This is a genomic window from Lysinibacillus sp. NPDC096212 (genome assembly GCF_044763105.1).
In the GTDB taxonomy this organism is placed as follows: Bacteria; Bacillota; Bacilli; order Bacillales_A; family Planococcaceae; genus Lysinibacillus.
Genome location: NZ_JBIWFQ010000011.1, coordinates 62,478 through 88,726, shown reverse-complemented (window position 1 = coordinate 88,726; position 26,249 = coordinate 62,478). Strand labels below are relative to the sequence as shown.

Genomic DNA, 26,249 nt, shown 5'->3' with positions numbered 1-26,249 from the left:
GATAAACTTACGAACATCGCTGATAAACCCGCGAACAACGCCGCTAAACCCGTGAACAACGCCGCGAACCCGGAGAACAACGCCGCAAACCCGGCGAACAACGCCGCAAACCCGCGAACAACGCCGCTAACGCAGAGAACAACGCCGCCAACCCAGCGACCAACGCCGCTAAACCCGCGACCAACGCCGCTAACCCGGCGACCAACGCCGCTAACCCAGAGAACAACGCCGCCAACCAGGCGACCAACGCCGCCAACCCGGTGAATAACGCCGCTAACCCGGTGACCAACGCCGCCAACCCGGCGAACAACGCCGCCAACCCGGCGACCAACGCCGCTAAACCCGCGACCAACGCCGCTACCCCGGCGACCAACGCCGCTAACCCAGAGAACAACGCCGCCAACCAGGCGAACAACGCCGCCAATCCAATCAACAACTAGAAATTAATTTTTCTCCTCAATTAAAGAATTAGCAAGCAACATAAATTCAAGCGTAATCCGATTATGGCCCTTCATGAAATTTTCTCCTAAGAGACTTTCAAGCTTTTTTAAACGATGGTAGAGCGTTTGGCGAACGATGAACAGTTGGTTGGCTGTTTGTTGTTTGGAGCCATTCGTTTGTAAGTATACCTGCAGAGTTTCTAATAGCTTACTGTTATATTTTTTGTCGTATTCAATGACAGGCTGTAAATAGTCTTGAATCACTTCCTGTAAATTGACTTGCATCTGTAATTTATAGATGAGGTGATACAGATGTAAATCATCGTAAAAATAAGATGTTGTTTGTACTTTACTGCAAATATACAATGTTTCGAGTGCCATTTGATAGCTCTTTGGCATTTCTTCTACGTCTGCAACGACTTTGCCAATGGCGATTTGATAACCTTGTGCCATTTGTTTTTTATAAAAATCGGTTTTCTGAACGGAAGAAACTAACGTATTTAATACTTCGCGACTCGATTTGCTATCTTTCTTATGGAGTAAAATAAAGATGACATAGCTTTTTCTTTCGAATAAAAATGCTATAAATCCATTTTGCTCAAAAAGGTTTCGATAGTAGAGCTTACTATAGACAATATCCTCCTGCACCTTAGAAATTGCATTAGGAGTTGCTAAAATAAAAATGGCTCCGCTAGTAAGTTTATAGTTAGAATGATGGGTTACGATAAATTTATAAATTTCCTCTTTCGATAGTTTTTGATCGATCCAATCCGCTAAAATAGAGGCATCCTCAATGTCCCTTTTTTCTTCAATATAAAATTCTCTCATTAACAGCTGCGCTAACGCAGTAGCTGTACGATCTAAAATAAGTAATTCGAACTCCGAAAATAGACCATCCTCTCTAAAGAGCGTTAAATCTGCATAATGTTGATCAAAAATAAAGATGGGTTCATTTTTAAATACTGGTGCTGATTTTTTCATCGTTAAAAGTTGTTGGCGCTTATGATGCGGGATGTTTGGAAAAAAGATAGGCTCTCGACCTTTAATAGAAAAGATAATTTGTGTCTTTAATTTATGATACATATTTTGTAAGACTTCTTCTGAGGTCTGCCCTAATAGAGCGTTTTTATTTAATGTTTGAGAGTAGGATTCTAAAGTAGAGATCATTAAATATTGTTGGTTCATAATTTGACTATGTAAATCTTGTGTAATACGGACGAAAGGAACCGTGTCATGAAAAACGATAATAGGGAAGCTGTGACGGTTAGCAAGGGTTACAATTACTTCTGGGATGGTTTGTATGGAAGTCCCGTATTCAATGCACAATGCCGCGCAATTTTTTTTGATTAAGGATTCTACGAAAAAGATAAAGTTCTCTATGCTGTGCTGAAGGCTGATCCCTGTTGTTAAAACTAATTCATCACCAGCTAGAAAATTATCTACTTGTATAATTTCGATAACATGGGCCCATTTTACAATGCGTAATAAGCCATCTTCACCAGCTACGACCTCTGCACTTTGGAAGTATGTATTTTCTAACACATCCTTCACTTGAAGCTTAAATTGACTCATTTTTATCCCCATTCCTTTTAACATAGACCTTTTTCTAGATTTCTTATTGATGCGTTGTTTTTGCTTAAATAAACCGAAATATCATATTTTAAGAATGTTTAGTCTATTTTACATTATGTTTAAAACAAATGCATAGAATTTTACAGTTTGTCTATTACTTCGTTTCTATGTAACATGTAAAATTTTTGTAAGCGGTATTCCAATCTAATAAAAGAGGTGGGCTGATATGGAGCAACAGACGCATTTACAAAGAGGGTTAAAGAAAAGGCATATGACGATGATCGCTATTGCGGGGGTTATCGGAGCCGGTCTATTTATGGGAAGTGGCTCAGTAATTAACTTAGCCGGCCCTGGCGCAATTTTATCTTATATCTTTGCGGGCATTATCGTTATTCTTGTCATGCGAATGCTTGGAGAAATGGCAGCTGTCAATCCAACAAGTGGATCTTTTGCGCATTATGCACATGAAGCAATTGGTCCGTGGGCTGGTTTTATGATTGGCTGGTTATATTGGTTTTTCTGGGTTGTCGCCATTGCTTTAGAGGCAACAGCAGCAGCTGCGATTATTCAATATTGGTATGATGGAATCCCTTTATGGCTACTAAGTCTTTTATTAACCGTAGCACTTACTTTAACAAATGTTGTTTCCGTAAAAGCTTTTGGTGAATTTGAATATTGGTTCTCTCTTATTAAGGTTACAAGTATTATAGCTTTTTTGGCACTTGGTGCATTTATTATTTTCGGTATCGCACCTAATTTTGATGCAGTAGGTACTGCCAATTTAATCGGTGAGGGTGGCTTTTTACCAAATGGTTTTGGTGCTGTCTTGATGGGCGTAGTGATTGTTATTTTCTCCTTTATGGGAACGGAGATTGTTGCTATTGCAGCAGGGGAATCTGACGAACCGTTAGCAGCGGTGACAAAAGCTACAAATTCAATTACTTGGCGTATTTTGATTTTCTACGTTGGATCAATAACGGTAGTTGTCACATTATTACCTTGGCATTCCTCAGATATTTTAACAAGTCCCTATGTAGCAGTTTTGGATTATATCGGTATTCCAGCAGCTGCGCAAATCATGAATTTTGTTGTTTTAACAGCGGTTTTATCGTGCTTAAACTCCGCGCTTTACGCTACATCTCGAATGGTATTTTCTTTAGCGGAGAAAGGGGAGGCCCCAAAAGCATTTTTGAAATTAAATAAAAAGGGAGCACCTGTTAATGCCATATTAACAGCGACATTCTTCTCTTATATTGCCGTTATTATGAACTATGTTTCACCAGATAAAGTATTTATGTTTTTACTTAGTTCATGTAGTGCAATCACGTTGATTCTTTACTTAATCATTGCTTTTTCACAATTAAAAATGCGACGGAAAATTGAGAAAGAAAATCCCGAGCTATTAAAAGTGAAAATGTGGTTATTCCCATATTTAACGTATTTCACAATATTGGTTATCACAGCTTTGCTAGTCGCTATGTTCTTTATTGAATCGATGCGTTCTCAAATTTTATTTACATGTATTGTAGTGGCAGTAGTGATGATTTTCTATATAGTTACACAAAAGAAAAAGTCACCTAACCCAGTAGATGAAGCAAGTTCTATTTTTCAAAAGGAAAAATTGGATTTTGAATAACAATAAACGAGGAGTGGGAAAATTATGACAGTTCAGCAAAAAGTGAAAACGCTATCACATTTTATTAATGGGGTTGAAACAGCAGGTACTAGTGGCTGTTACTCGGAAGTTTATAATCCAACAACAGGAGAGGTCATCGCGCAAGTTCCGTTAGCGACTAGAGATGAGGTGAAGCAGGCTATCCAGCAAGCGAAGGTAGCTTTCCCTGCATGGAAAAAGACATCGATTGGTAAACGGGTTGAGGTTTTGCATCGTTTCCGTCAGTTATTAGTGGAAAGACAAGATGAGCTTATCAAAATAATTTGTGAGGAAAGTGGGAAAACGAAGGAAGATGCTAAGGGCGAAATTGTTCGTGGCATTGAATCTGTAGATATGGCAATAAGTGCCCCACAAATGCTGAAAGGGGAATACTCGGTTAATGTAGGCGGCGATATTAATGCCTTTTCTGCAAAAGCTCCACTTGGAGTTGTTGCAACCATTGCTCCATTTAATTTCCCTGTTATGGTGCCACTGGCGATTACAAGTATGGCAGTTGCGGTAGGAAATGCAGTTATTTTAAAACCGTCTGAGCGTGTGCCAATGTCAGCCTTATATTTAAGTAACTTATGGAAAGAGGCAGGACTGCCAGATGGAATTTGGACAGTCGTGAATGGTGATAAAGAAGCGGTTAATGAACTGCTTGAAAATAAAGAGATACAAGCAATTTCATTTGTTGGATCAACACCTGTTGCGGAGTATATTTACCAAACAGGGACGAAGCACAATAAACGAGTTGCTGCATTTGGTGGCGGGAAGAACTTTATGGTTGTCATGCCAGATGCAAACCTAGAGCAAACGGCTAATGCCTTTTTAGGTGCAGCCTATGGAGCGGCGTCCCAACGTTGTATGGCTATTTCAGGAGCGATTGTCGTCGGGAAAGATACTGAACAACGCTTTACAGAGATATTAAAAGAGAAAATTTTAAAATTAAAGGTTGGTCCATATACAGATGACGAGGTAGACTTTGGCCCAGTTATTACGCAGCAATCAAAAGAAACTATTCTTCGATATATCGACGGTGCTATTGCGGAAGGGGCTAATCTTGTGACGGATGGTCGAAATCCGAAAATATGCGAAACGTCGAAAGGCTTTTATCTTGGTCCGACATTATTAAATAATGTGACTCCAGAAATGACTATTTTTAAAGAGGAGGTATTTGGCCCTGCGCGTATTGTTGTAGGCGTTGAAACCTTACAAGAAGCTATTGATTTGATTAATGATCACGAACTTGGAAATGGTGTCACGATGTTTACGGGTAGCGGTTCGGCGGCGCGCAAATTCCAAGAAGAAATTGAAGTAGGTATGGTAGGCGTTAATGTTCCGATTCCGATTCCAGTTGGCTATCACAATTTTGGCGGATGGAAGCGCTCTAAGTTTGGCGAAGGGCATATGTTTGGACCAGACCAAGCACGATTCTTTACGAAAGCAAAAACGATTTCTGAACGCTGGCCAGATGAAACAGAGGATACGACAAGTTCATTTGCGTTCCCAAGCAATAACGATGCGAATAAGTGAAAAAACATAAAGGGGTGTATAGATATGGTTCAAGTAAATCTTCAAAGTGATATTTTAAAGAAAGATGAACAATATGTATGGCATTCAATGAAACCCTACAATCCACAAGCAACCTATGTAGTAGAAAAATCAAATGGTGCGAGGATTGTTGATACAGATGGCGTTGAATATATTGATGCAATGGCGGGATTGTGGTGTGTAAATGTGGGTTATGGACGTAAGGAATTAGCAGATGTTGCACATGAGCAGATGATGAAAAATGCGTATGCTCCTTTATCGCAGGGACATTTACCAGCAGTTGAACTGGCTGAAAAGATTAATGAAATGCTTGGTGGAGATTATGTTATTTTCTTCTCTAATAGTGGGTCAGAGGCTAACGAAACTGCGTTTAAAATTGCGCGTCAGTATCATCAACAAAAAGGGGAAAGCTCTCGCTATAAGATTGTTTCTCGCTACCGTGCATACCACGGAAGTTCTTTTGGAGCATTGGCTGCGACTGGGCAAGCGGAACGAAAATATAAATATGAACCACTATCTCCTGGTTTTATCCATGTAGCACCACCTGATCAATATCGTGAACATGAAAGTGATACACTTGCCCCGGCAGATTTAGCAAGCGTCAAGGCTGTAGATAAGACGATGACATGGGAGCTAAGTGAAACAGTAGCCGCTATGATTTTAGAGCCAATTATTACAGGTGGGGGCGTCATCATGCCTCCGGAGAACTATTTAAGGGGCATTGAAGAAGTGTGTAAAAAACATGGAGCTTTAATGATTGTAGACGAAGTAATTTGTGGCTTCGGTCGAACAGGTAAGCCATTTGGATTTATGAACTACGGTGTAAAACCAGACATTATTACGATGGCAAAAGGAATTACAAGTGCTTATTTACCATTATCAGCTACAGCGGTAAAACGGGAAATTTATGAGGCATTTACCGAGTCTGATGCATACGGTTATTTCCGTCATGTCAATACATTTGGTGGATCACCAGTCGCATGTGCGGTCGCATTAAAAAATATTGAAATTCTTCAGCAAGAAGCATTATTTGAAAGATCAAGTCAGGTTGGAGCTGCTACTCTGCAAGCACTTCAGCAAGCATTGGGTAATCACCCGAATGTTGGGGATGTTCGAGGCAAAGGCTTATTAATTGGCATCGAGTTAGTGTCAGATAAAACGTCGAAAGAGCCTTTACCAGTAGATAAAGTAAATGCTGTTATTGCGGCATGTAAGGAGCAGGGTGTTATTATCGGTAAAAATGGTGCCACTGTTGCAGGCTTCAATAACGTATTAACATTATCTCCACCACTTAATGTTGTACAAGAGGATCTTGATACAATTATAAAAGCTGTTATTGATAGTATTCATAAAATTTAAATAAAAAGCTGTCTCAAAAGTCATAGTAAAACTTTTGAGACAGCTTTTTGATTATCTTACAGCATAAGAAATGCAAGGCGAACTATGAGTATGAACAAAACAACTCCTGTTAGGAACAGTAACAATAAAATTCTCTTTTTTAAAGTATCATCCATACACACCTTCACCTTACTCCTTTGTTGTTTTAAACATATAGCCGCTATAAGAATTGTAGATAATCATCACAATGCCCATTAACATGAAATTGGATATGAGTGAACTTCCGCCATAGCTTAAAAATGGCAAAGTCATACCTGTTACAGGTAAAAGTCCAATGGTCATACCGATATTTTGTGTAATTTGGAAGGCTAATAAACTAGAAATACCAGCTCCCATCAGCGTCATAAATGGGTCCTGTGCTTCTACTGTAATGAGAACAATACGGTAAATAACAAAAAATAAAAGAGTAATAACAAATGCCGCTCCAATGAACCCGACCTCTTCAGCAATGTTGGCAAAAATGAAATCGGTATGCTTTTCCACGACATAGACATTATTGTTCATGTAACCTTTTCCGGTAAACTGTCCTGTACCAATTGCTGAAAATCCCTGCCTTGTTTGAAAAGATGAGTCCGGATATTCATTAGGCTGCAACCATCCATTAATTCGAGAAATCTGATGCCCTGACATTTTATTTAATATTTTGTCTGTAAAAAATTCATTAAATTTTACATATAGAATAGCCACAACGCTGAGAATTGATACTGGAATGGCTGTAAAGATTATTAGCAATTTTTTTTGTATACCTGAAAAGAAAATCATCGGTACAATCATCGACATATAAAGCATGACCATGCCCGTATCAGGTTGCTTGTAAACAGCAAGCATAGGGGGAAGAGTGATAATAGCAATGATTAAGAGTAGCCGCATATCCGTTAAAAAGGTAGGGCGCACATATTTCTCTCGATGTGCAACAATGACCTTACTGACAACAATTAAAAGTGCGAACTTTAAAAACTCCGACGGCTGAAATGATCCTAACACTGGAATTTGGTACCAACGCTTCGCCTCATTAACAGTCCGAGCTATACTTTCGGGTGCAATAAATAAAGCAAATGTTAACAAGACCATCGCCCAATAAAACGGCCAGCCAATTTTTTGTAGTTGTTCAATATCAAGCATTGCTACTCCATACATAACTAAAAATCCGATTAGGTAATAAAAAAACTGCTTTATAATAAACGAGCTTGTATACTGCTCGAACACCGTACTACTGGAATGAACAAAAAGACAACTAATGATACCGAGCAATGCCAAGCTAATAACTAAACTTTTATCTAATTTTTTGATTTGTAACATTCAAACACCTCCTTTTTACCACACTATTAATAGACAACGATAAGGAAATACAGAAGGTTGCAAGTTAAATAAGTATTACAAAAATTACAAATCATAAACCAATTTTACTAATATATTAATTTTACATTTGATTCTATATGAGTAGATTTATGAATTGCTACAATCACGTTTGGTTTATTTCTTGAGCTTTCTGATGGGAGCTCTTTAGGTTACGACTGTGTTATATGCGGAAGCAAAACGCAGTAACAGGATGTGTTGTTAATATGATAACTTTGTGTTGGGATAAATCGATATAGTTTTGCAACTCTTCGTGCAATCTTTACAAAAATATAACACTGGCTTTATATCTTCATACTATTATTATTGGTAAGAGTTGGAGAAGGGGCCAAAGATGATGCATTTTTTTCGATACATAATGGTGAAGGACAAGTTACTTATACTGATGATTGTTTGTGTACTATCGAATGTATTGCTAGGTGTTTTTAGTGTTGATTATTTACGGAAAATGTCATGGCATGCAAGTGAAAGTTATACTGAAGGGCTTGTACCAATTGGGTGGTTAAATGAACTAGAGGAATCACAGCGACAATTAGATTATTTAGTGGATTCAGCCGGAGCTTATCAAGAAATGACTGTCATTTTAAAAAACGCTGAGCAGCCATTAAATCATTTAGAAAGTCTAGAAATTGATCAAAAGACGAACCATCAGATGAAGAAATATAAGACCTTACTAGCACAGCAGGTGGAATTGATTAATAACTATAAACAATTGGGCCAAAATGAACAGCAACAATTTTATGGTCAGTCTTATTTATCTGTAAGCCAGCAAAGTCATTCATTATTAGAAGAAACTCAAAGCTATTTGGTTCAGAGAGCTAATGAACAGCAACAGGCATACCAGAAAGATGTGCAATTTGGTTATTGGTTATTAGGAGGAGTATGTTTATTTGTTGTTTTGTTAGTAATATGTATAGGATTTATAGCAACAAAAGCTGTGAATATACCAACACGTCAATTGAAGTCATTATTAAAGCGAGCGGAGCAGGGCGATTTCACAGCGAATGCCAGTTATGTGGCGCAGGATGAGCTTGGCGAGGTAGTATTGTCTTACAATCAGATGGCAACAGAGGTGAAAAGACTACTTCATACAGTATCAAATAGTGCACATGAAGTTGAAGAAATGACTGGGAAACTGCAGGAATCTTCCGAGCAATCGTCTAATACGACGCAAAAAATTGCAAAGGATGTGCAATCTATTTCAGATTCAACTGCTGCTTCTACTAAAAAATTAGCTTCCAATACAGCATCTCTAGAGGAAGTGCTAAATGGTGTGCAAGTAATTTTAGAAAAAGTGCAGGTTGTTGAAAATTTTGCTCATAAAACTGCGCGTGATGCAGAAAGTGGTACGGAAATTGTACAGGCGAATTTAACTCAAATACAGGCTATTAAACTTGCGGTTGAAAAATCGAATACGGCCATTTTTAATCTTGTAGAGAGAGCAGCTACAATCGATCAAATGATTGAAGTGATTGAAAAAATTACCGCGCAAACAAACCTCCTAGCCTTAAATGCATCTATTGAGGCTGCTAGAGCAGGGGAGCATGGTAAAGGATTTGCGGTGGTGGCCAATGAAGTTCGCAAGCTTGCTGAGCAAACAGTTCATTCAACCCAAACGATTACGTCCATTGTACAAAATATTCATTTAGATTCTAGCTATGCTGTGCAAATGATGGAGGGTGTGTTAGTCGCAACTGAAAAGGGTGTGCAGGTTACAGGAGATACGGCAACAAGCTTCAATCAAATTTTAGAAAAAGTACATACAATGAAGCCATATATAATGGAAGTATCTGCAACCATTCAAGAAATTGCCAACCATACGAAAAAGGTTAATGAAGATGCAGTAATGTTAACATCATTTTCTGATACGAATGCAGCATCCACTAAACATGTAGCTACTTTAACAGCCGATCAATTAACCGCACAGCAGCAATTCCATGATTATATTAAAGAGTTACATAAGGTATCAAAAGTTTTACAAATAGCCGTAAAGCGTTTCTCAATTTAATATGAACAAACGGACCTTTCTTTGCATACAAAGAAGGTTCTTTTTTTGATTAGTATAAACAAAATTAAAATTGCTTATAAATGTACTTTTGAGACGTACATATGTATTTTGTTTGTTTTTCTAGCACAATATTTTATAGGCCTCATATACTAATGATAAAGGATTTTACGCTCTGTTTTTAAAAATTGGAAATATTGCGGTTGTATTTTTAATATGAACACTATATAATGAAATTTATCAGAAGTGTTATTAAACCAATGTTTAGTTATATATTATTGTACTTTCAGAAAGTACAATTGTTCACAGGTGGAGGTTTGGAGAAATGAAAAAGATAATGGTTACAGGAGCACTAGGTCAAATAGGTTCTGAGCTTGTAGAAAAACTTCGTAGTATTTATGGAGAGGACAATGTATTAGCGACAGATATCCGGAAGCTTGAGCATTCTAAGGGCCCGTTTGAAGTATTGGACGTGACGGATGGACAAAGAATGCATGATTTAGCGAAGGATTTTGGTGCAGATACGATGATGCATTTAGCGGCGTTATTATCAGCAACAGCAGAAAAAAATCCGTTACTAGCGTGGAATTTAAATATGGGTGGTTTAATGAATGCGTTAGAGGTTTCACGTGAGTTAAATTTGCAATTTTTTACGCCGAGTTCAATAGGCGCGTTCGGTCCGTCGACACCGAAGGATAACACGCCACAGGATACATTACAGCGTCCAACAACAATGTATGGGGTAAATAAAGTTGCTGGTGAGCTATTATGTGATTATTATTTCGATCGTTTTGGCGTAGATACTCGTGGTGTACGCTTCCCTGGGTTAATTTCATACGTAACTCCTCCAGGAGGTGGTACGACAGACTATGCAGTAGAGATCTTCTACGAAGCGATTAAGCAAGGGAAGTATACATCTTATATTCAAGAAGGTACGTACATGGACATGATGTACATGCCAGATGCATTGCAAGCTATTGTAGATGTAATGGAAGCCGATAGTAGCAAACTAATTCATCGCAATGCCTTTAATATCACTGCAATGAGCTTCGAGCCATCTGAGATTGCGGCGGAAATTAAAAAGCATTTGCCACATTTCCGTATGGATTATCATGTAGATCCAGTACGTCAAGCGATAGCAGATAGCTGGCCTAATTCTTTAAATATAGAAGCGGCACAAAAAGAATGGGGCTTTAAAGCACAGTATGATCTAGCAAAAATGACAGTTGATATGCTAGAAAAATTAAAAATCAAGCTACAAACAAAAGCTTGTTCATAAACAAATAATCCTAAAAATCGGACGAAGAATTTAGTTTTCTTCGTCTTTTTTTATTTTGACGGGCAATCACTTAAAATTGGAATGACACTTGCTAAACGTATACCGTGTATATAAGTTGATTGGATATGAAGGCTGGGCGAACCTTGGGATTAGCGTCACAGATGACCAACCAACCTCATGTTGCGCTATCGCACAGATAAAACCTTTTGTTGCCGTTACGTTGTGTGAAAGACAATAAAGTTATTTATTTTTAAAAACCTAAAACAAGCATAACCCCGTCCTAAATTTAGGGCGGGGTTAAAATATAGTTGTATTTACCGTTTGATCAAACCTTTGATATCTCTGAAAACTTTCCATACGTTACACCCAAAATTGCTTACCAATGTGATAAGTAAATCTTGTTGTTTGTCGTATGAACTATAAAAACTTATACCAGGGTCGCAGCCTTCAAAGTGGTAATCAAACATGCCTTCTTCTTTTTTATCCAGCCAAATCCCATACCCATAGCATTCTTCTTTCACTTGAGGAGTTAACATTTCTTTTAACATTTCCTTCGATATCAATTGACCCTTTATCAGACTGGCCCAGAACTTTTCAATATCGATTACAGTAGTAAATGCTCCTCCTGCTCCTGTTCCTTTTACGTCAACACTGTAAATATTGGTATAAAACTCTTGCCTGCTGTCATCATATACATATCCGTTCGCACATTGAGCAGGCAATCTGTCCAGTTCATAATACCCCGTATTCAACATACCGCAAGGAATAAAAACATGTTCATTAAGATATACATCAAATGAAGAGCCAGTAATGGCCTCAACAATAAGACCAAGAACAACAAATCCTGTATTATTGTATTGAAATCTATCTCCTGTAGGATACATCATCGGCTTATGTATAAATAATGGAATGATATCCGATGATGTGCGAATTTTATAATTGGGGTAATCTATCCATAGTTCGTCATAATCTTTCATGACAGACTCATCAAAATAGTCGGGTATTCCCGATGTATGATTAAGCAACTGCCTGATGGTGATATGAGGATCAATATTCTTTAAATCAAAATTCAAGATGTCCCCAATACAACTATCAAAAGATAATCGACTTTGTTCAATCAATTGCAAAATGGCTATGGCAACAAATACTTTTCCTGCTGAGGCTGTTGCAAACTTCGTATCAATCTCGTTTGATACTTTATTTGGTAAATCTGCGTATCCAAAGGCTTTACGGTATACATTTTTACCATTTTGAGTGACTGATATGACCCCACTAAAATCTTCGTTAATACATTCGTCAAACCCCATCATTACTCTCTCCTTTAAGTAAACTTATATTGATGTATGCAAGTGTTAATTTTATTCATTATTCCCTCCAACGCTCCAGGAAAGGCCCAGCCGGAACCGAAATCAACCCCACGTATGTGAATGAGTTATTTTAGAAAAAGTTAACAATAAAAAGAAAATTATTGGAATATATAGCTTAATTTATAATTTTCTACTATAATCATATTCAAAATATTAATAGTATTCAATTAAATTAGCTGTTAATATTTCACAAAGGTTATACAAAGGGAGTTCACAAGACGAAGGGATGGATGGTTTATATGATGCAGACGCCGTTAGTATTAACAAACTTTTTTAAACGAGCAGAAAGCTATTTTGCTAGAAAGACTATTATTTCACGGACGAGCCCACAAAAGATTCACCGTTTAACATATGGAGAATGGGCGAAAAGGACACGTCGCTTAGCAGATGCGCTTACAAAGCTGGGGATGACAAGAGGAATGAAAATTGGCTCCTTTGCCTGGAACCAGCATCGCCACTTAGAGGCTTATTTTGCGGTACCGTGTTCTGGCGCTATTTTACACATGGTGAATATTCGTTTATCAGAAGAGCATTTAATTTATATTATTAATCATGCAGAAGATGAGATTTTAATGATTGATGTGGATTTGCTACCAATTATTGAAAACATTGCGCCTGAGCTTAAGACAGTGAAACATTATATTATTATGACGGATGAGGATACTTTGCCAGAAACGACATTACCGAATGCATTATCGTATGAGGATTTATTAGCAGCAGCAGATGAAAACTATGAGTTCCCAGAAGATATCGGGGAAGAGGAGCCTGCTGGTATGTGCTATACAAGTGCTACAACAGGAAATCCAAAAGGGGTTGTTTATTCACATCGAGGTTTAGTGCTACATAGTATGATGCTCAGTATGTCTGATTCAATGGGCATTTCTGAACGTGACGTCGTGATGCCGATTGTGCCAATGTTTCATGCAAATGCATGGGGCTTACCGTTTGCAAGTGTCAATGTGGGTGCTACACAAGTATTGCCTGGTCCACAATTCACATCGGCAATCATTTTGGATTTAGTGGAGCAGGAGAAGATTACATTAACAGCTGGAGTGCCGACAATTTGGATTGGCGCGTTACAGGAACAAGAGAAGCGTGAGCGAGATATAAGTTCGCTACGAGCTATTTGTTGCGGTGGCTCTGCTTCACCTACTCGACTTATTCGTACATTTGAAGAGCAGTATGGAATTCCATATATCGTCGTGTATGGAATGACTGAAACAACGCCGATTGTAGCATTATCAAATTATATGTCTTGGATGGATGAATGGCCAATTGAAAAGCGTATTGAATCGCGAGCAATGCAAGGAATGACGATGGCCGGTATTGAATCGAGTATTATTAATGACCATGGAGAAGTGCCATGGGACGGACAGACAATGGGTGAGTTACGTCTTCGAGGTCCATGGATTTCACACGAGTACTATCGTGATGAACGTACAAATGATGCGTATCGAGGTGGCTGGCTATATACAGGGGACATTGCGGTACGAACAGAGGATGGCTTTATCAAAATAACGGATCGTACTAAGGATTTAATTAAATCGGGTGGGGAGTGGATCTCCTCGGTGGATTTAGAAAATGCGTTAATGACCCATGATGCAGTTTTGGAGGCAGCAGTTATTGCAATTCCGCATGTTAAATGGCAAGAACGCCCGCTAGCTTGTGTAGTATTGAAGGAAGGAATGTCAGCAAGTGAAGAGGAGCTTCTGGCATTTTTAGAAAGTCAATTTGCAAAATGGTGGGTACCAGATGATGTGGTATTTTTAGATGAAATTCCAAAAACATCAGTTGGAAAGTTTCTGAAAGCCAAGCTTCGAGATAATGTGGCAGAAATTTATCCGAAATTAGCTTCATTCGTATAGTTAAAAGAGCGATTTCCATAAAGGAAGTCGCTCTTTCATTTTGTTATCTACTTAACATTTGGAATACTTGTTCCACGTCTTTGTCTCCACGCCCGGAAATATTGATAATAATGCTCTCTTCCGGAGATAGTGTTGGCGCAAGTTTTAGTGCATGAGCAACTGCGTGGGAGCTTTCAAGTGCAGGAATAATTCCTTCAACCTTTGACAGCACTTGGAATGCTTCAAGCACTTCTTCATTCGTCACTGTTACATATTCTCCACGACCAGTTGTTTTTAAATAGCTGTGCTCTGGACCAGCTCCAGGATAATCTAGTCCAGCGGCAATCGAATAGGTTGGTAGCGGATTGCCCTCTGCATCTTGCAGTACCAAACATTTGAAGCCGTGTAATTCACCCGGTGTTCCTTCATTTAATGTTGCTGCTTTATCTGGTTCAATGCCGATAAGGCGAACATTTTCATCTGCAATATATTCTGCAAAGGCACCGATCGCATTACTACCCCCACCGACGCAAGCAAGTACTGCTGCTGGTAGCTTTCCTTCTTTTTCTAAAATTTGTTCACGACTTTCACGGCTAATGACTGATTGGAAATGCTTGACCATTGAAGGGAATGGGTGAGGTCCAACAGCAGAACCTAGTAAATAGAAAGTCGTCTCGTAGTTTTCAACTAAATCAGCAAATGCTGCATCCACTGCATCCTTTAGTCGCCCCTGACCTTTATCAACGGCTACTACCTTAGCACCAAGTAGCTCCATACGGAAGACGTTTAATGCTTGGCGCTTGGTATCTTCTAAGCCCATATAAATTGTGCAATCCATCCCGAACATTGCACAAGCAGTTGCTGTTGCTACACCATGCTGACCTGCACCTGTTTCGGCGATCACACGATTAGCACCCATGCGCTTTGCCAATAAAATCTGTCCAAGAACGTTATTAATTTTATGTGAACCTGTATGGTTAAGATCTTCACGTTTTAAAAAAATTTTTGCGCCACCTAATTGTTTTGTTAAATTTTCAGCAAAATAAAGTGGAGATTTGCGCCCAACATATTCATGGAAATAATAATCTAGCTCTTTATTAAAGTCTTCATCGTCTTTATATTTTTGGAAGTTTCCATCTAAAATATTTAATACACTTTGAAGCTCATCAGGAACAAAGCTACCGCCAAATTCACCGAAATATCCTTTTTTCTCTACTACTATACTCATCTTCTCTCGACTCCTCTTATCTAATTTTTCCATAAAAAAAAGTCACTACAATCCTTCTGTAAAAAGGACGAGTAACCGTGGTGCCACCTTCATTCGCAAAAATTGCGCGCTTTCGTACTCCGATAACGGGGAGTAAATTCGTCCTCACTTTTGATGAGGCTGCTCCAAAGCCCATTCACAAGTATGTACTACTGATTTGCACCAACCATCAGCTCTCTTTAAGTACGACCGCTTGCTACTATTCTTTTTCTTAGCATTTATTGAAATGAATTGTAAAGTATTTTCGGAATAGTGTCAAGATATCTTGGTGCCAAGAAAATAAAAAAACGAATCTAATAAGATCCGTCTTTTAAATTAAATTAAATTTTTGAAGTTTAAGCGTTTATTCAATGTATACATAATCGGTGCACCGACCGCTAAGACAACAAATTCACCTGCAGCAACAGTTAACCATGTCCAGAAGAATGGTAGTTCTAATGCTAAGTTCAATTCAAATGCAATGATAAACATAGTACATGTAAATAAAAATGTATTGATGACTAAACGTGCCCAAATATTTTTGACAAATTTACAAATAAGAATGAACAACCCAAGGGTAATCATCGAATGGGCGACACCAAAAATTAAATCGTAGATACCGAGTGGTGAAAATATGTTGGAGATAAATACACCAATAATAATCCCAACGGCAAAACGAGGGTTAAAGGCAACCAAATGGTTAAACATTTCGGATAGACGGAACTGCACCTCTGTAAAGCCAAATGATCCGACTAATAATGTAACAGCAATGTAGAGAGCTGCAATAATGCCGCTCGTTGCTAAAAATTTTATTTTCATATTCATTTCTCCTTAGTTTTTTTACGTGGGATGGTTACGAACCACGTGAAGCAAATGCAATCATATCAATGTTCAAGCTTACTTGTAAATAGCGATGAGTAAAAAAAACGCAGAAATTCATAGTGCTAAAGGTAATATTTAGCTCTTGTTCGTTGCTCATTAGTTAGATAGGTGTGTGTTTGACCGGATTCGAATTTTGAATCCATAAGAAGGGGGCTTGTACACTTGCTTCTTTACAGTTGGAATGAAATTGGTCTATAGATGAGAAGCAACTGTGAAAAATAAAAAATGAGTGATTTATCCAGTTAAATTAAAAAGAACTGTTCTAAGCAGTTCTTTTAACAAGTGTAGTTATCAGTAGTTTTTTAAAACACTAAATGCTTGGGCAAATTTTTGGGCAAAGATTAATGGGGGCTCTATTGATTGAAAGTGAACGTATAAAATAACTGGGTCTGAATAGATCCAGTGATTATGAACAGCACTTATAATCAAATTATTTTCTGCAAGTACCTTAACAAATGGAGGTAATTCCTCTTGAAGTACTACAACTTCACCTAAGTTAAGTGCATTTCCATATATATCAAGTGATTCGAATGTTATCCCAGCATGAAGTGCACTACGACTTGGGCGACCTTGAATCATAACATTAAGATTTCGATTAAGTTTTACTGAGCATACACCATGTTCCGTTGAAGCTTTTCCGTTGGCAATCTGAGCAAATTTTGTACACATATCTTGAAAGCTTTGCATTTAGACACCTCTGCTTTTTTTAATTTAATGAGGATGCCTTGGAGCGAAAGTAGTAGAGGTCTCTGATTGAAATTATTCATCTAAAACATTTTTAATTTCTCCTATTTCAAAAATTATATCGTCTAGTTGTTTTTTGAATTCATCCGAATATTCTAATTCTCCATCTAAATCTTTTGTATATTCCAAGGCATTTAAGGCAAAATCTAGAGCAAATGCGAATAGACTGTCACAAAGATCAGAAATGATTGTGTCAATATCTCCTATATTTGCATTTTGCTTTTCAGAAGGTTGATTTAAATCGATATCTTCATTGTTCATGGTAATCCTCCTTTTTGAAAACAGCACTAGTCTCATTTGCATCATATGCATTAAATGTAAAAAAGGAGACTGAAAAGGAATAGTGTCTGTAGAAAAATTAAGTCGCATCTAACCAGATGGGGCTTTTTACTATGCATGATTGAACGGAGCATTTTGGTTATTGACAAATTAATTAATCAATAATATCGTTTATTTATTAATTGATTAATTAATTAATAAACGAAATGTTTGGAGGTCTAACATGTTAAGAGTAGAAAATTTGGTTAAAAGTTATCAAAATGGTCGTGAATTGCTTTATGCATTAAATTCAGTTTCATTGTCAATTGGTGATGGGGAATTCGTTGTCATTCTTGGCCCTTCTGGATCGGGTAAATCTACGCTCCTTAATGTAATTTCTGGTTTAGAGCAACCAGATTCAGGAAGCGTTACTTGCGATGACTACGAGATTTGTGGATTAAATCAGAAAGATCTTACGTTGTTTAGACGTGATAAAACAGCTTTTATTTTTCAAGCATATTATTTACTGCCATTTTTAAATGTAGAATCTAACATTAAAATGGGTGCTGACTTAAAAGGGAACAAAAATATTACTGAAATAATTGATGGTGTAGGACTTCATGGATTAGAAAAACGCCTTCCTTATGAACTTTCAGGGGGGCAACAACAACGAGTGTCTATTGCACGTGCTTTAGCGAAAAAACCGGATTTTTTGTTTTGTGATGAACCAACTGGAGCATTAGACGAAGAAACGAGCAAACAAATCTTAACTTATTTGAAGCAGCTTCAAAAACAATTGAAATTTACAATTATTATGGTAACGCACAATGTTAGTATTGCTCAAATTGCAACAAAGGTTATTAAAATGACTAGCGGGAAAATCGTAGAAGTAACTAGCAATACTAACCCACTAGATGTTGAAGAAATTACATGGTGAGAAGGGGAGTACATTTGATGACATTTAAAAAACAGTATCCGCTTGTACTAGTTGTTGCCTGTGCAGTGTTTATTTGTACATTACTTGTTTTCTATCTTCAAGGTACAAACTCCATCAAGAAGGCACTAGAACATCAAAATCAGCAGGACTTTACACTTATTCTACAGGGAGAGGAAATTACGGACCTTTCAAATAAGTATTCTTTTACGTATGATCCTGTAACATATAAAGTCATTTATGATGAAAAAAATGTATATCGTATTATGCAAAATACGCGAAACATTGATATTCCAATATACTTGAAAGGCTTGGCGCCAAAAAAAGTAACTGAAATTGCAATAGATAAAAATTTTTCACAGGAGAATAAATTAGCATTAGGAGATACAGTTACTATTGGCAATAAAACTTATTCAATTAGTGGGATTTTTACTTTACCGGACGCAATTTCACCATTGGTAGCTGATAATGGTGTTAGCTACAAACCTGCTACTCAAGCATTAATACTATGTAGTGAGGAAGCTTACACAAGTTGGGGTGAACAGGAGAAAACAAGTTATTCGGGCCGATTTTTGGAAAGTGTGTCTGAGGAACAGAAACAAATCTTTCTAGAAAAAATGCTATTGGATTCACATGTAAAGTCCGTGGTGAGTAAAGAAGATAATCCGCAAGTACTTTCTACATTAATCGCAAAAGAAAAAATGTTTAAAATCTGTCTAATTAGCGCCTTAAGTTTCTTCGGTTTAACTGTAATGGTTTTGCTTATTACTACTGTTCTTCAAAATATAACTGAGACAAAACCAACTATGGGTGTTTTAAAAGCACTTGGCTACTCTAGAATACAAATTGCTAAAAGATATTTCCTAATAGGACCTTTCGTGTTTATAGGCACCGTTGTAGGATATTTAGTTTCCTATGTAGTTAGTCCTTTGTTTATTAATCGGATTAATGCTACATTTCTCGTGCCGAATGTTACACAAAATTTTGATCCTGTACAATTCATAATGTTTACAGCAATCCCCGCTCTGATCTTTTCTGTAATGGCTTTTGGGGTTGCCGTATTTACCTTACGTAAACCGCCATTGGAAATGATTCATAAGGCAGAGTCAGCAAAATTGAATTTTCTTGTTAAGCGAATAGGGCTAACTGGTCCTTTTAAAAAAGTGGCCTTTAAAGCAATCGTATTAAATAATATTCTATTAGTCTTTTTAGCCTTGCTCACAGGTTTCATGGCTAGCGCTAATTTGCAGATTGCTTTTTCTTTGCAAACAATGTCTGATAAGGTATCCTCATTAACATTTAAAGGTTCCGAATATAAAAGTAACGTTCGATTTATTGACGCGAGGGACATGAATTTTTCAGACTCGGAAACACCTTATTTTTCAGAAGATTGTAAAATAGAATTTCCGAATGGTGGGGTATTAAATAATGGCCAGTTTATGGCATTATCTAGTAGTCTTTCTCTTTATAAACTCTATAGTATACAGAACCAGGAAACTATAGATATTTCTAAACAGGAAGGCATTGTTGTGAATGATTGGATGCGCAAAAAATATGATTTGACTATTGGTGACACGGTGAAAATTTATATAAATAATGTTGCTTATCAGCTACCTATAACAGCTATTGAGCAATCAGTGTATGGGGAAGTAGTTTATAGTAATATCAATGTTGCAATCACGGCGGGCCTTTTAAAAAAAGAAGAATATAATGGTGTATTTACTGAAGACAATGTAGAGTTTGACAGGAAGCAGCATATGTTTGTTTCAAAACTTGAAGACGTATTATACGCAAGTTCTCAGCAAAAAGGTACGTATTTCGCGCTATCCTTTCTATTTATCTCAATTGGCTTAGCTTTAAGTATTTTAACGATTAGTATTGTAATGAAAATCATTATTTCCTCTAATCGTAAATACTTGGCGATGATGAAAGCATTTGGATATACAAATGCAGAATGCAATCGTATCGTATTATCGGGCTTTAGATTAATTGCCTACATCGGATTTATAATTGGCACACTCTATGCTATTGTTTTAACTAAATTTTTATTTGATTTATTGGCTAAATCATCAACAGTAGCAATACCAATGACACCAGATAGCAAGGTAATAACAATTTCTCTCGTGATCTTTGCTGTTTCATACGAGGTCATTATGTTACTCTATAAAAAAAGCATGAATGCAGTAACATTGCAGGAGGTTATGATGAAATGAATAAACGCCGCGAACAGAAGGAAGTTAGACGAGAGCAAATTCTAAACGCGGGCTTGGATTTGTTTATTAGAAACGGTTATCAAGGAACTACAACAAAAGAGATTGGTGATTCAGTTGGAATTAGCCAAGGATTACTGTTCCATTATTTCGGCTCTAAAGAAGAGGTATACCTTGAACTTTTAAATCGAGCTAAAACTAGTATGGCTGTTATTGGTATTTCAGAAGAGGAATTTGCACAACCGTTCGAGTATTTAAATGTGATAGTTACGTCGATCATTGATTCCTTTAAAACTCATCCATTATCGGCAAAATTACTAATGTTAGTTGCGCAAACGCAAATAGCAAGTAATCTACCAGATACTATTCAACAAGTTGCTAAGGACCTTGCCGCATCTGAGGGATTCGAAAGTTTAGTAAAAGAGGGTCAAGCTAAGGGAGTAATACGAGATGGTGATCCTAAAGCACTCGCGGGTTGTTTTTATTCAGCCATTCAAGGTGTTGCTCAAACTCACGTATGCTTCCCGGATATCCCGTTACCCCAAAGTAGTTGGTTAGTAGATATCTTGAAGAAGTAATAGTGAATAAAAACTATTTTAAGGCCTGACATTTCTTATGGGAATGTCAGGTTTTTCTATAAATTTCTTAAAAAATCAAATCTCTGAAAAATAGCTTTGCGAAAATTGTCAAAAAAATTTTTGTTATATTAGAAAAAGAAATCAATTTATAGAAATAGCGTAGTTTAGCGGTTTAAAGCGACAAATTAAGTGAAAAAATTAAATATTTCGTTAAATTTAAAAGTCAGAACATTCATAATGTTGTTGACGAAGCGATATAATAAAGATAATATAGCGATACGTTCACACTTTGTTTGGATAAAGTGTGATAAATATCAAAGATAATATAATATCGGGGGGATTATTTGTGAGAAGCAATTTAAAAAAGTTTTCGTTCCTGTTATTTGGATTAGTTTTAATGCTTGCTGCTTGTGGTAGCGGTGGCTCTAGTTCATCAGATTCGAAAGAGAAAGAAAAGAATAATGCAAGTGAGAGCAATGCAGATGACAAAACATATAAGATTGGGATTACTCAAATTGTTGAGCATCCATCTTTAAATGCTGCAACTGAAGGTTTCAAAAAAGCAATTGAAGAATCGGGCTTAAAAGTTGAATTCGAGTCACAAATAGCGCAAGGGGATAACAGTCTTAACACGACGATTGCAAACAATCTAGTAAGTGCCAACGTAGATTTAATTTTTGCTAACTCTACGCCATCTGCACAAGCAGCGGCGACAGCTACTAGTGATATTCCGATCGTCTTCACTTCTGTAACGGATGCTGTTGGCGCACAGCTTATTGAATCGATGGAGAAGCCAGGGAAAAATGTAACAGGAACGATCGACTTACATCCTGATACTATTTCGAAAACAGTAGCATTCTTAAAGGAATTAGGTGCGAAAAAAGTAGGTATGGTTTACAATGCTGGTGAGCAAAACTCAGTAGCACAAGTAAAAGAAGTGAAAAAAGTTATGGCTGAGCAAGGCCTAACAGTAGCTGAGGCATCTGCAGCAACTTCTGCAGAAGTAAAACAAGCTGCTGAATCATTAATTGGTAAAGCAGATGCATTCTATATTATTACTGATAATACAGTAGTTTCGGCTCTTGAGTCTGTAATTGATGTAGCAAATTCTAATAAATTACCACTAGTTGTAGGAGAGCTTGACTCTGTTGCACGTGGTGGCTTAGCGGCATATGGTTTTGAATATTATGACATCGGTTATGAAGCGGGGCAAATGGCTGTGAAGATTCTAAAAGGTGAAGCAAAACCTGCTGAAATACCAGCGCAATACCCACAAAAACTAAAACTATTAATCAATAAAAAAGTAGCGGATGATTTAGGAATCGAAATTAAAGATTCTTGGGGTGCAGAGCTGTTAGAAAAGTAATGACCTGACAGGATCGTCTTATGTAGCGAAGCGGGGGAGAACTAAAACTACCCCCGCTTTATCTACTTTTTAGAATAAAAAATGAAGTCATTTATGAATTATGTATTGATCCACAATTATGTGGGCAGTCCTTTCTAGTTTCATCTTATTAGAATACTAATTTATGAGAAGGTTATGGTTCATCATCGATAAGTTTTGTTAAAAAGTATGTCATGTGGACAAGTTGATTGGAGTGGAGGCTGGGCGACTCCTTGGGGATTAGCGTCACAGATGAGACCCTGGAGCGAGCACACAGGGGAACGAAGGCTAAAAGCATCACGTCCTGTGATAACGCCTTCGTGACCAACATCGTGTTGGCCCAAGCGGCTCATCGGACGCCCCCAGGAAGCTTTGCTCTGTGCGAAAGCGAAGCGACAGCAACAAAGCGCCCAGCCGGAACGAAAATCAACTCCAAAATTATGTGATGAGCCAATTTATATTTATTAAGAAATTATGAGGAGATGATGCAACTATGCCTTTAGCAATATTTGGCGCGATGGAGCAAGGGATCATCTATGCAATTATGGCACTTGGTGTGTATTTAACATTCCGTGTGTTAGATTTTCCGGACTTAACGGTTGACGGGAGCTTTGTAACAGGGGCAGCTACAGCGGCGACGATGATTATGCTTGGCTACCATCCAATCTTAGCGACTTTAGTAGCAATTGTTGCTGGATTTATTGCTGGATGTATGACAGGAATTCTTCACACAAAAGGAAAAATTAATCCTCTATTATCGGGGATTTTAATGATGATTGCTTTGTATTCTATTAATCTACGTATTATGGGATCAACGGCAGAAAATACGATAGGTCGCCCGAATATACCACTATTAAATTCAGAGACTTTATTTTCAAAGTTTCAAGCATTTTGGAGTAATTTAGGAATCGATACGGCATTAAATAATCTATTAAAAGGCATCGGCGTTCATCAACTACCTTCAACATGGAGTACGATAATCGTAGTATTAATCATCACAATTTTAATTAAGTTCATTGCTGACTGGTTCTTGAAAACAGAGATCGGCCTGGCTATTCGAGCTACTGGTGATAATAAGCGTATGATTCGTAGCTTCTCGGCAAATACAGATACACTTATTATTCTAGGGCTAGGAATTTCTAATGCACTTGTTGCATTTTCGGGAGCTTTAATCGCACAATATTCGAAGTTCTCAGATGTAAGTATGGGGATTGGGATGATTGTAATCGGCCTTGCATCTGTTATTATCGGTGAAGCAATCTTTGGTACAAAAACGATTATGCGCACAACTTTCGCTGTCATTGCTGGAGCCATCATTTATCGCATTATTTTAGCATTAGCATTACGAGTAGATTTCCTTGATTCAGGGGATATGAAGTTAATAACAGCTATCATTGTTATCATAGCGCTAATTTTACCTCAATTTATTAATAAGAGTAAGGAGCGCAAACGCAAGGTGAAGCGCGCAGCAGAGAAGACAAGCGTAAAGACAGTTGAGCAGGGAGGAAAGCGCCTTGCTTAAATTAAAAGATATTAATAAGATTTTCAATGAAGGTACGCCTGATGAAAAAATTGCACTTGCAGAAATTAATTTGCACTTAAAGCCAGGGGATTTCGTCACAATTATCGGCAGTAATGGTGCTGGTAAATCGACTATGATGAATATGATCTCTGGCGCACTAACACCAGACTTCGGCTCGGTTTCGATTGATGGGAATGAGGTTACTACTTTACCAGAATATAAGCGTTCTCACTATATTGGTCGCGTATTCCAGGATCCAATGGCTGGCACAGCACCAACAATGACGATTGAGGAAAATTTAGCATTAGCTTACTCACGGAATAAGAGTAGAGGCATACGCTTCGGTGTTGATAAAAAGCGTCGGGAATTTTTCAAGGAATCGTTGGAGATGTTGGGTTTAAATCTTGAAAATCGATTGTCTGCAAAAGTCGGCTTACTTTCGGGAGGGGAGCGTCAAGCTTTGTCTCTTTTAATGGCAACATTTACGAAGCCTTCGATTTTATTACTAGACGAGCATACGGCGGCGCTTGACCCATCTCGTGCAGAGTTAATCACACGTATTACGAAATATTTAGTTGAGAAAGACAACTTAACGACATTGATGGTCACGCACAATATGCAACAAGCATTAGACTTAGGAAATCGACTGATTATGATGGATAAAGGTCAAATCATTTTAGAGGTTGGCGAGGATCGTAAGCATGAATTAACCATCCCGGATTTGATGGCAGAGTTCGAACGTATCCGCGGAGAGAAAATGAACTCAGACCGTGCGCTACTAGGATAATAAATGATAAAACGCTCATACAAAATGTGTGGGCGTTTTTCGCTTGATGTCGATATTTTGGGGAGTTGGGTGATAAATTAAAAAAGTTGGTAGATAAATCGATAAAGTTGGTAGATAAATTAAAAAAGTTGGTAGATAAATCGATAAAGTTAGTAGATAAATTAAAAAAGTTGGTCGATAAACAATCAAAAGTTCTCGATAAATAGGCAAACTCTTTCGATAAAGTGCATTATAATCTAGCTAAAGGAGGTGAAACTATGTTACTAAAAAAGCGCGAAGTTTCATCGAAGCAGCTCGTGTTAGAAATGATCGAAAGAAGACTATCTAAATCCCACGCTAAGTATGATTATTTTAAAGAAATGCTAGGAAGGACAAAGGCTGGCATTGTTGGCGAGCAAAGAGTAGATCGAGAATGGCGGGAAATCTATTTGGAGCATGCGTATTATTTATTGCATGATGTAGAGCTTAAGGCTGAGAGTGCTGGTGGATCGATACATCAAATTGATACATTATTTATGTCGCGAAATTTTGTTTTAATAGTGGAAATCAAAAATATCGTTGGGCGTATAGAATATATGGAAGATAATCATCAATTTATTCGAATTACTTCTGATGGCAGAGTAGATGGTTTTAGAAATCCCTTTGATCAAGTAAAGCGGCATGCTAGGTTTTTGCGTCAGATTTTTCAAAAGGCAGGCTATCATATACCCATTGTCTATATGATTGTCTCTGCAAATCCGAACATGATTATGACGTCAAGTTTGTCTGCGCAACCGATTATTCATGTGAGTGGTTTAACAGAAAAGGTAGAACAGCTGTTTTTACGACATTCACAAGTTTGTTTAGGTGAAAAAGATTTGAAGCATATCGCTGAACTCATTTTAAACAAGCATGAACCAACACAATGGATACCAGAAATGGACTGGGGTGAACTAAGAAAAGGAGCGCTATGCTCGCAGTGTGAGTATCAGTATGCTTTACAATATTTCTTTGGGAAATGGTGTTGTAGCAATTGTCAACGAACAGATAATAAATCGATGCTAGTAGCGTTACAGGATTATCAACTAATGATGGGAAACAATATTTCTAATGCTCAATTTCGTAATTTTTTTGATATTGACTCAGAGAGAGTAGCTCATTACTTATTGAAAAAGTTAAAGTTTGAAGTGGTTGGTGAAAATAAAAATAGAAAATATATAATTCCTGCCAAATTGTTAGATTAAATGCAAGCGAAG

At 37.5% G+C, this 26,249-nt stretch carries 22 protein-coding genes, 1 riboswitch and 1 other annotated feature; of the genes, 14 read left to right on the top strand and 8 right to left on the bottom strand.

Annotated features, from left to right (window positions below; genetic code table 11):
- Positions 1–260 precede the first annotated feature (260 nt).
- Positions 261–440 (top strand): hypothetical protein, encoded by a 180-nt coding sequence (locus ACIQ7T_RS12790; RefSeq protein WP_402870773.1) that lies wholly within the window; start codon positions 261–263, stop codon positions 438–440.
- 3 nt (positions 441–443) lie between these two features.
- Here ACIQ7T_RS12790 and ACIQ7T_RS12785 read toward each other — a convergent pair whose 3' ends face one another.
- Complete coding sequence (locus ACIQ7T_RS12785) at positions 444–2,012, bottom strand: PucR family transcriptional regulator (protein ID WP_402870770.1); 1,569 nt, start codon at positions 2,010–2,012, stop codon at positions 444–446.
- Positions 2,013–2,238: 226 nt separating this feature from the next.
- On the opposite strand from ACIQ7T_RS12785, the gene ACIQ7T_RS12780 reads away from it, so the two are divergent.
- The 3 genes from ACIQ7T_RS12780 to ACIQ7T_RS12770 are packed head-to-tail and all read left to right on the top strand — an operon-like array spanning position 2,239 to position 6,579.
- Complete coding sequence (locus ACIQ7T_RS12780) at positions 2,239–3,648, top strand: amino acid permease (RefSeq protein WP_370082854.1); 1,410 nt, start codon at positions 2,239–2,241, stop codon at positions 3,646–3,648.
- Between the two features lie 24 nt (positions 3,649–3,672).
- On the top strand, positions 3,673–5,202 hold the full coding sequence (locus ACIQ7T_RS12775; RefSeq protein WP_370082852.1) for a CoA-acylating methylmalonate-semialdehyde dehydrogenase: 1,530 nt from the start codon (positions 3,673–3,675) through the stop codon (positions 5,200–5,202).
- A gap of 24 nt (positions 5,203–5,226) precedes the next feature.
- Positions 5,227–6,579 (top strand): aspartate aminotransferase family protein, encoded by a 1,353-nt coding sequence (locus ACIQ7T_RS12770; RefSeq protein WP_402870766.1) that lies wholly within the window; start codon positions 5,227–5,229, stop codon positions 6,577–6,579.
- Positions 6,580–6,747: 168 nt separating this feature from the next.
- Here the strand turns inward: ACIQ7T_RS12770 and ACIQ7T_RS12765 are convergent, their stop codons facing one another.
- The gene (locus ACIQ7T_RS12765; protein WP_370082848.1) at positions 6,748–7,917 is read right to left on the bottom strand and encodes an FtsW/RodA/SpoVE family cell cycle protein; all 1,170 of its coding nucleotides are present in this window, start codon (positions 7,915–7,917) and stop codon (positions 6,748–6,750) included.
- A gap of 391 nt (positions 7,918–8,308) precedes the next feature.
- Between ACIQ7T_RS12765 and ACIQ7T_RS12760 the strand changes: the two genes are divergently transcribed.
- Both ACIQ7T_RS12760 and ACIQ7T_RS12755 read left to right on the top strand, forming a co-directional pair.
- Entirely contained in the window at positions 8,309–9,982 is a 1,674-nt protein-coding gene (locus ACIQ7T_RS12760) for a methyl-accepting chemotaxis protein (protein WP_370082846.1), read from the top strand.
- 322 nt (positions 9,983–10,304) lie between these two features.
- Positions 10,305–11,258: an L-threonine 3-dehydrogenase gene (locus tag ACIQ7T_RS12755; RefSeq protein WP_370082844.1), complete on the top strand. Its 954-nt coding sequence runs from the start codon at positions 10,305–10,307 to the stop codon at positions 11,256–11,258.
- Positions 11,259–11,572: 314 nt separating this feature from the next.
- On the opposite strand, the gene ACIQ7T_RS12750 is transcribed toward ACIQ7T_RS12755, so the two are convergent.
- On the bottom strand, positions 11,573–12,565 hold the full coding sequence (locus tag ACIQ7T_RS12750) for a serine hydrolase domain-containing protein (RefSeq protein WP_370082842.1): 993 nt from the start codon (positions 12,563–12,565) through the stop codon (positions 11,573–11,575).
- Between the two features lie 299 nt (positions 12,566–12,864).
- Between ACIQ7T_RS12750 and ACIQ7T_RS12745 the strand changes: the two genes are divergently transcribed.
- Positions 12,865–14,490 carry a long-chain fatty acid--CoA ligase gene (locus tag ACIQ7T_RS12745; protein WP_402870761.1) on the top strand — a complete coding sequence of 542 codons (1,626 nt, stop codon included), beginning with the start codon at positions 12,865–12,867 and terminating at the stop codon, positions 14,488–14,490.
- Between the two features lie 43 nt (positions 14,491–14,533).
- Here ACIQ7T_RS12745 and trpB read toward each other — a convergent pair whose 3' ends face one another.
- The 4 genes from trpB to ACIQ7T_RS12725 form a co-directional block, all read right to left on the bottom strand.
- Complete coding sequence (trpB, locus tag ACIQ7T_RS12740) at positions 14,534–15,697, bottom strand: tryptophan synthase subunit beta (RefSeq protein ID WP_370082838.1); 1,164 nt, start codon at positions 15,695–15,697, stop codon at positions 14,534–14,536.
- 60 nt (positions 15,698–15,757) lie between these two features.
- Positions 15,758–15,958, bottom strand: a binding site (T-box leader).
- Positions 15,959–16,051: 93 nt separating this feature from the next.
- On the bottom strand, positions 16,052–16,534 hold the full coding sequence (locus tag ACIQ7T_RS12735) for a QueT transporter family protein (RefSeq protein WP_370082836.1): 483 nt from the start codon (positions 16,532–16,534) through the stop codon (positions 16,052–16,054).
- 6 nt (positions 16,535–16,540) lie between these two features.
- A riboswitch (PreQ1 riboswitch) is annotated at positions 16,541–16,585 on the bottom strand.
- Between the two features lie 303 nt (positions 16,586–16,888).
- Positions 16,889–17,284: a DUF1259 domain-containing protein gene (locus tag ACIQ7T_RS12730; protein WP_370082834.1), complete on the bottom strand. Its 396-nt coding sequence runs from the start codon at positions 17,282–17,284 to the stop codon at positions 16,889–16,891.
- Positions 17,285–17,356: 72 nt separating this feature from the next.
- Positions 17,357–17,602, bottom strand: a complete 246-nt coding sequence (locus tag ACIQ7T_RS12725) for a hypothetical protein (protein WP_370082832.1) — start codon at positions 17,600–17,602, stop codon at positions 17,357–17,359.
- A gap of 241 nt (positions 17,603–17,843) precedes the next feature.
- Here ACIQ7T_RS12725 and ACIQ7T_RS12720 point away from each other — a divergent pair, with 241 nt between their 5' ends.
- From ACIQ7T_RS12720 to ACIQ7T_RS12705, 4 genes are all read left to right on the top strand, one after another.
- Positions 17,844–18,536: an ABC transporter ATP-binding protein gene (locus ACIQ7T_RS12720; protein ID WP_402870756.1), complete on the top strand. Its 693-nt coding sequence runs from the start codon at positions 17,844–17,846 to the stop codon at positions 18,534–18,536.
- Positions 18,537–18,553: 17 nt separating this feature from the next.
- Positions 18,554–20,746, top strand: coding sequence for an FtsX-like permease family protein (locus ACIQ7T_RS12715; protein ID WP_402870753.1), 2,193 nt, complete (start codon positions 18,554–18,556; stop codon positions 20,744–20,746).
- Positions 20,743–21,321 carry a TetR/AcrR family transcriptional regulator gene (locus tag ACIQ7T_RS12710; protein WP_370082826.1) on the top strand — a complete coding sequence of 193 codons (579 nt, stop codon included), beginning with the start codon at positions 20,743–20,745 and terminating at the stop codon, positions 21,319–21,321. The genes ACIQ7T_RS12715 and ACIQ7T_RS12710 overlap by 4 nt, the downstream gene beginning before the upstream one ends.
- Positions 21,322–21,667: 346 nt before the next feature.
- Positions 21,668–22,687, top strand: a complete 1,020-nt coding sequence (locus tag ACIQ7T_RS12705) for an ABC transporter substrate-binding protein (RefSeq protein ID WP_402870749.1) — start codon at positions 21,668–21,670, stop codon at positions 22,685–22,687.
- 182 nt (positions 22,688–22,869) lie between these two features.
- On the opposite strand, the gene ACIQ7T_RS12700 is transcribed toward ACIQ7T_RS12705, so the two are convergent.
- The gene (locus ACIQ7T_RS12700) at positions 22,870–23,058 is read right to left on the bottom strand and encodes a hypothetical protein (protein ID WP_402870746.1); all 189 of its coding nucleotides are present in this window, start codon (positions 23,056–23,058) and stop codon (positions 22,870–22,872) included.
- 140 nt (positions 23,059–23,198) lie between these two features.
- Here ACIQ7T_RS12700 and ACIQ7T_RS12695 point away from each other — a divergent pair, with 140 nt between their 5' ends.
- The 3 genes from ACIQ7T_RS12695 (at position 23,199) to ACIQ7T_RS12685 (ending at position 26,237) form a co-directional block, all read left to right on the top strand.
- On the top strand, positions 23,199–24,227 hold the full coding sequence (locus ACIQ7T_RS12695) for an ABC transporter permease (protein ID WP_370082822.1): 1,029 nt from the start codon (positions 23,199–23,201) through the stop codon (positions 24,225–24,227).
- Positions 24,220–25,014 carry an ABC transporter ATP-binding protein gene (locus tag ACIQ7T_RS12690; protein ID WP_370082820.1) on the top strand — a complete coding sequence of 265 codons (795 nt, stop codon included), beginning with the start codon at positions 24,220–24,222 and terminating at the stop codon, positions 25,012–25,014. The genes ACIQ7T_RS12695 and ACIQ7T_RS12690 overlap by 8 nt, the downstream gene beginning before the upstream one ends.
- 257 nt (positions 25,015–25,271) lie before the next feature.
- Positions 25,272–26,237 (top strand): nuclease-related domain-containing protein, encoded by a 966-nt coding sequence (locus tag ACIQ7T_RS12685; protein ID WP_402870742.1) that lies wholly within the window; start codon positions 25,272–25,274, stop codon positions 26,235–26,237.
- Positions 26,238–26,249: the final 12 nt, after the last annotated feature.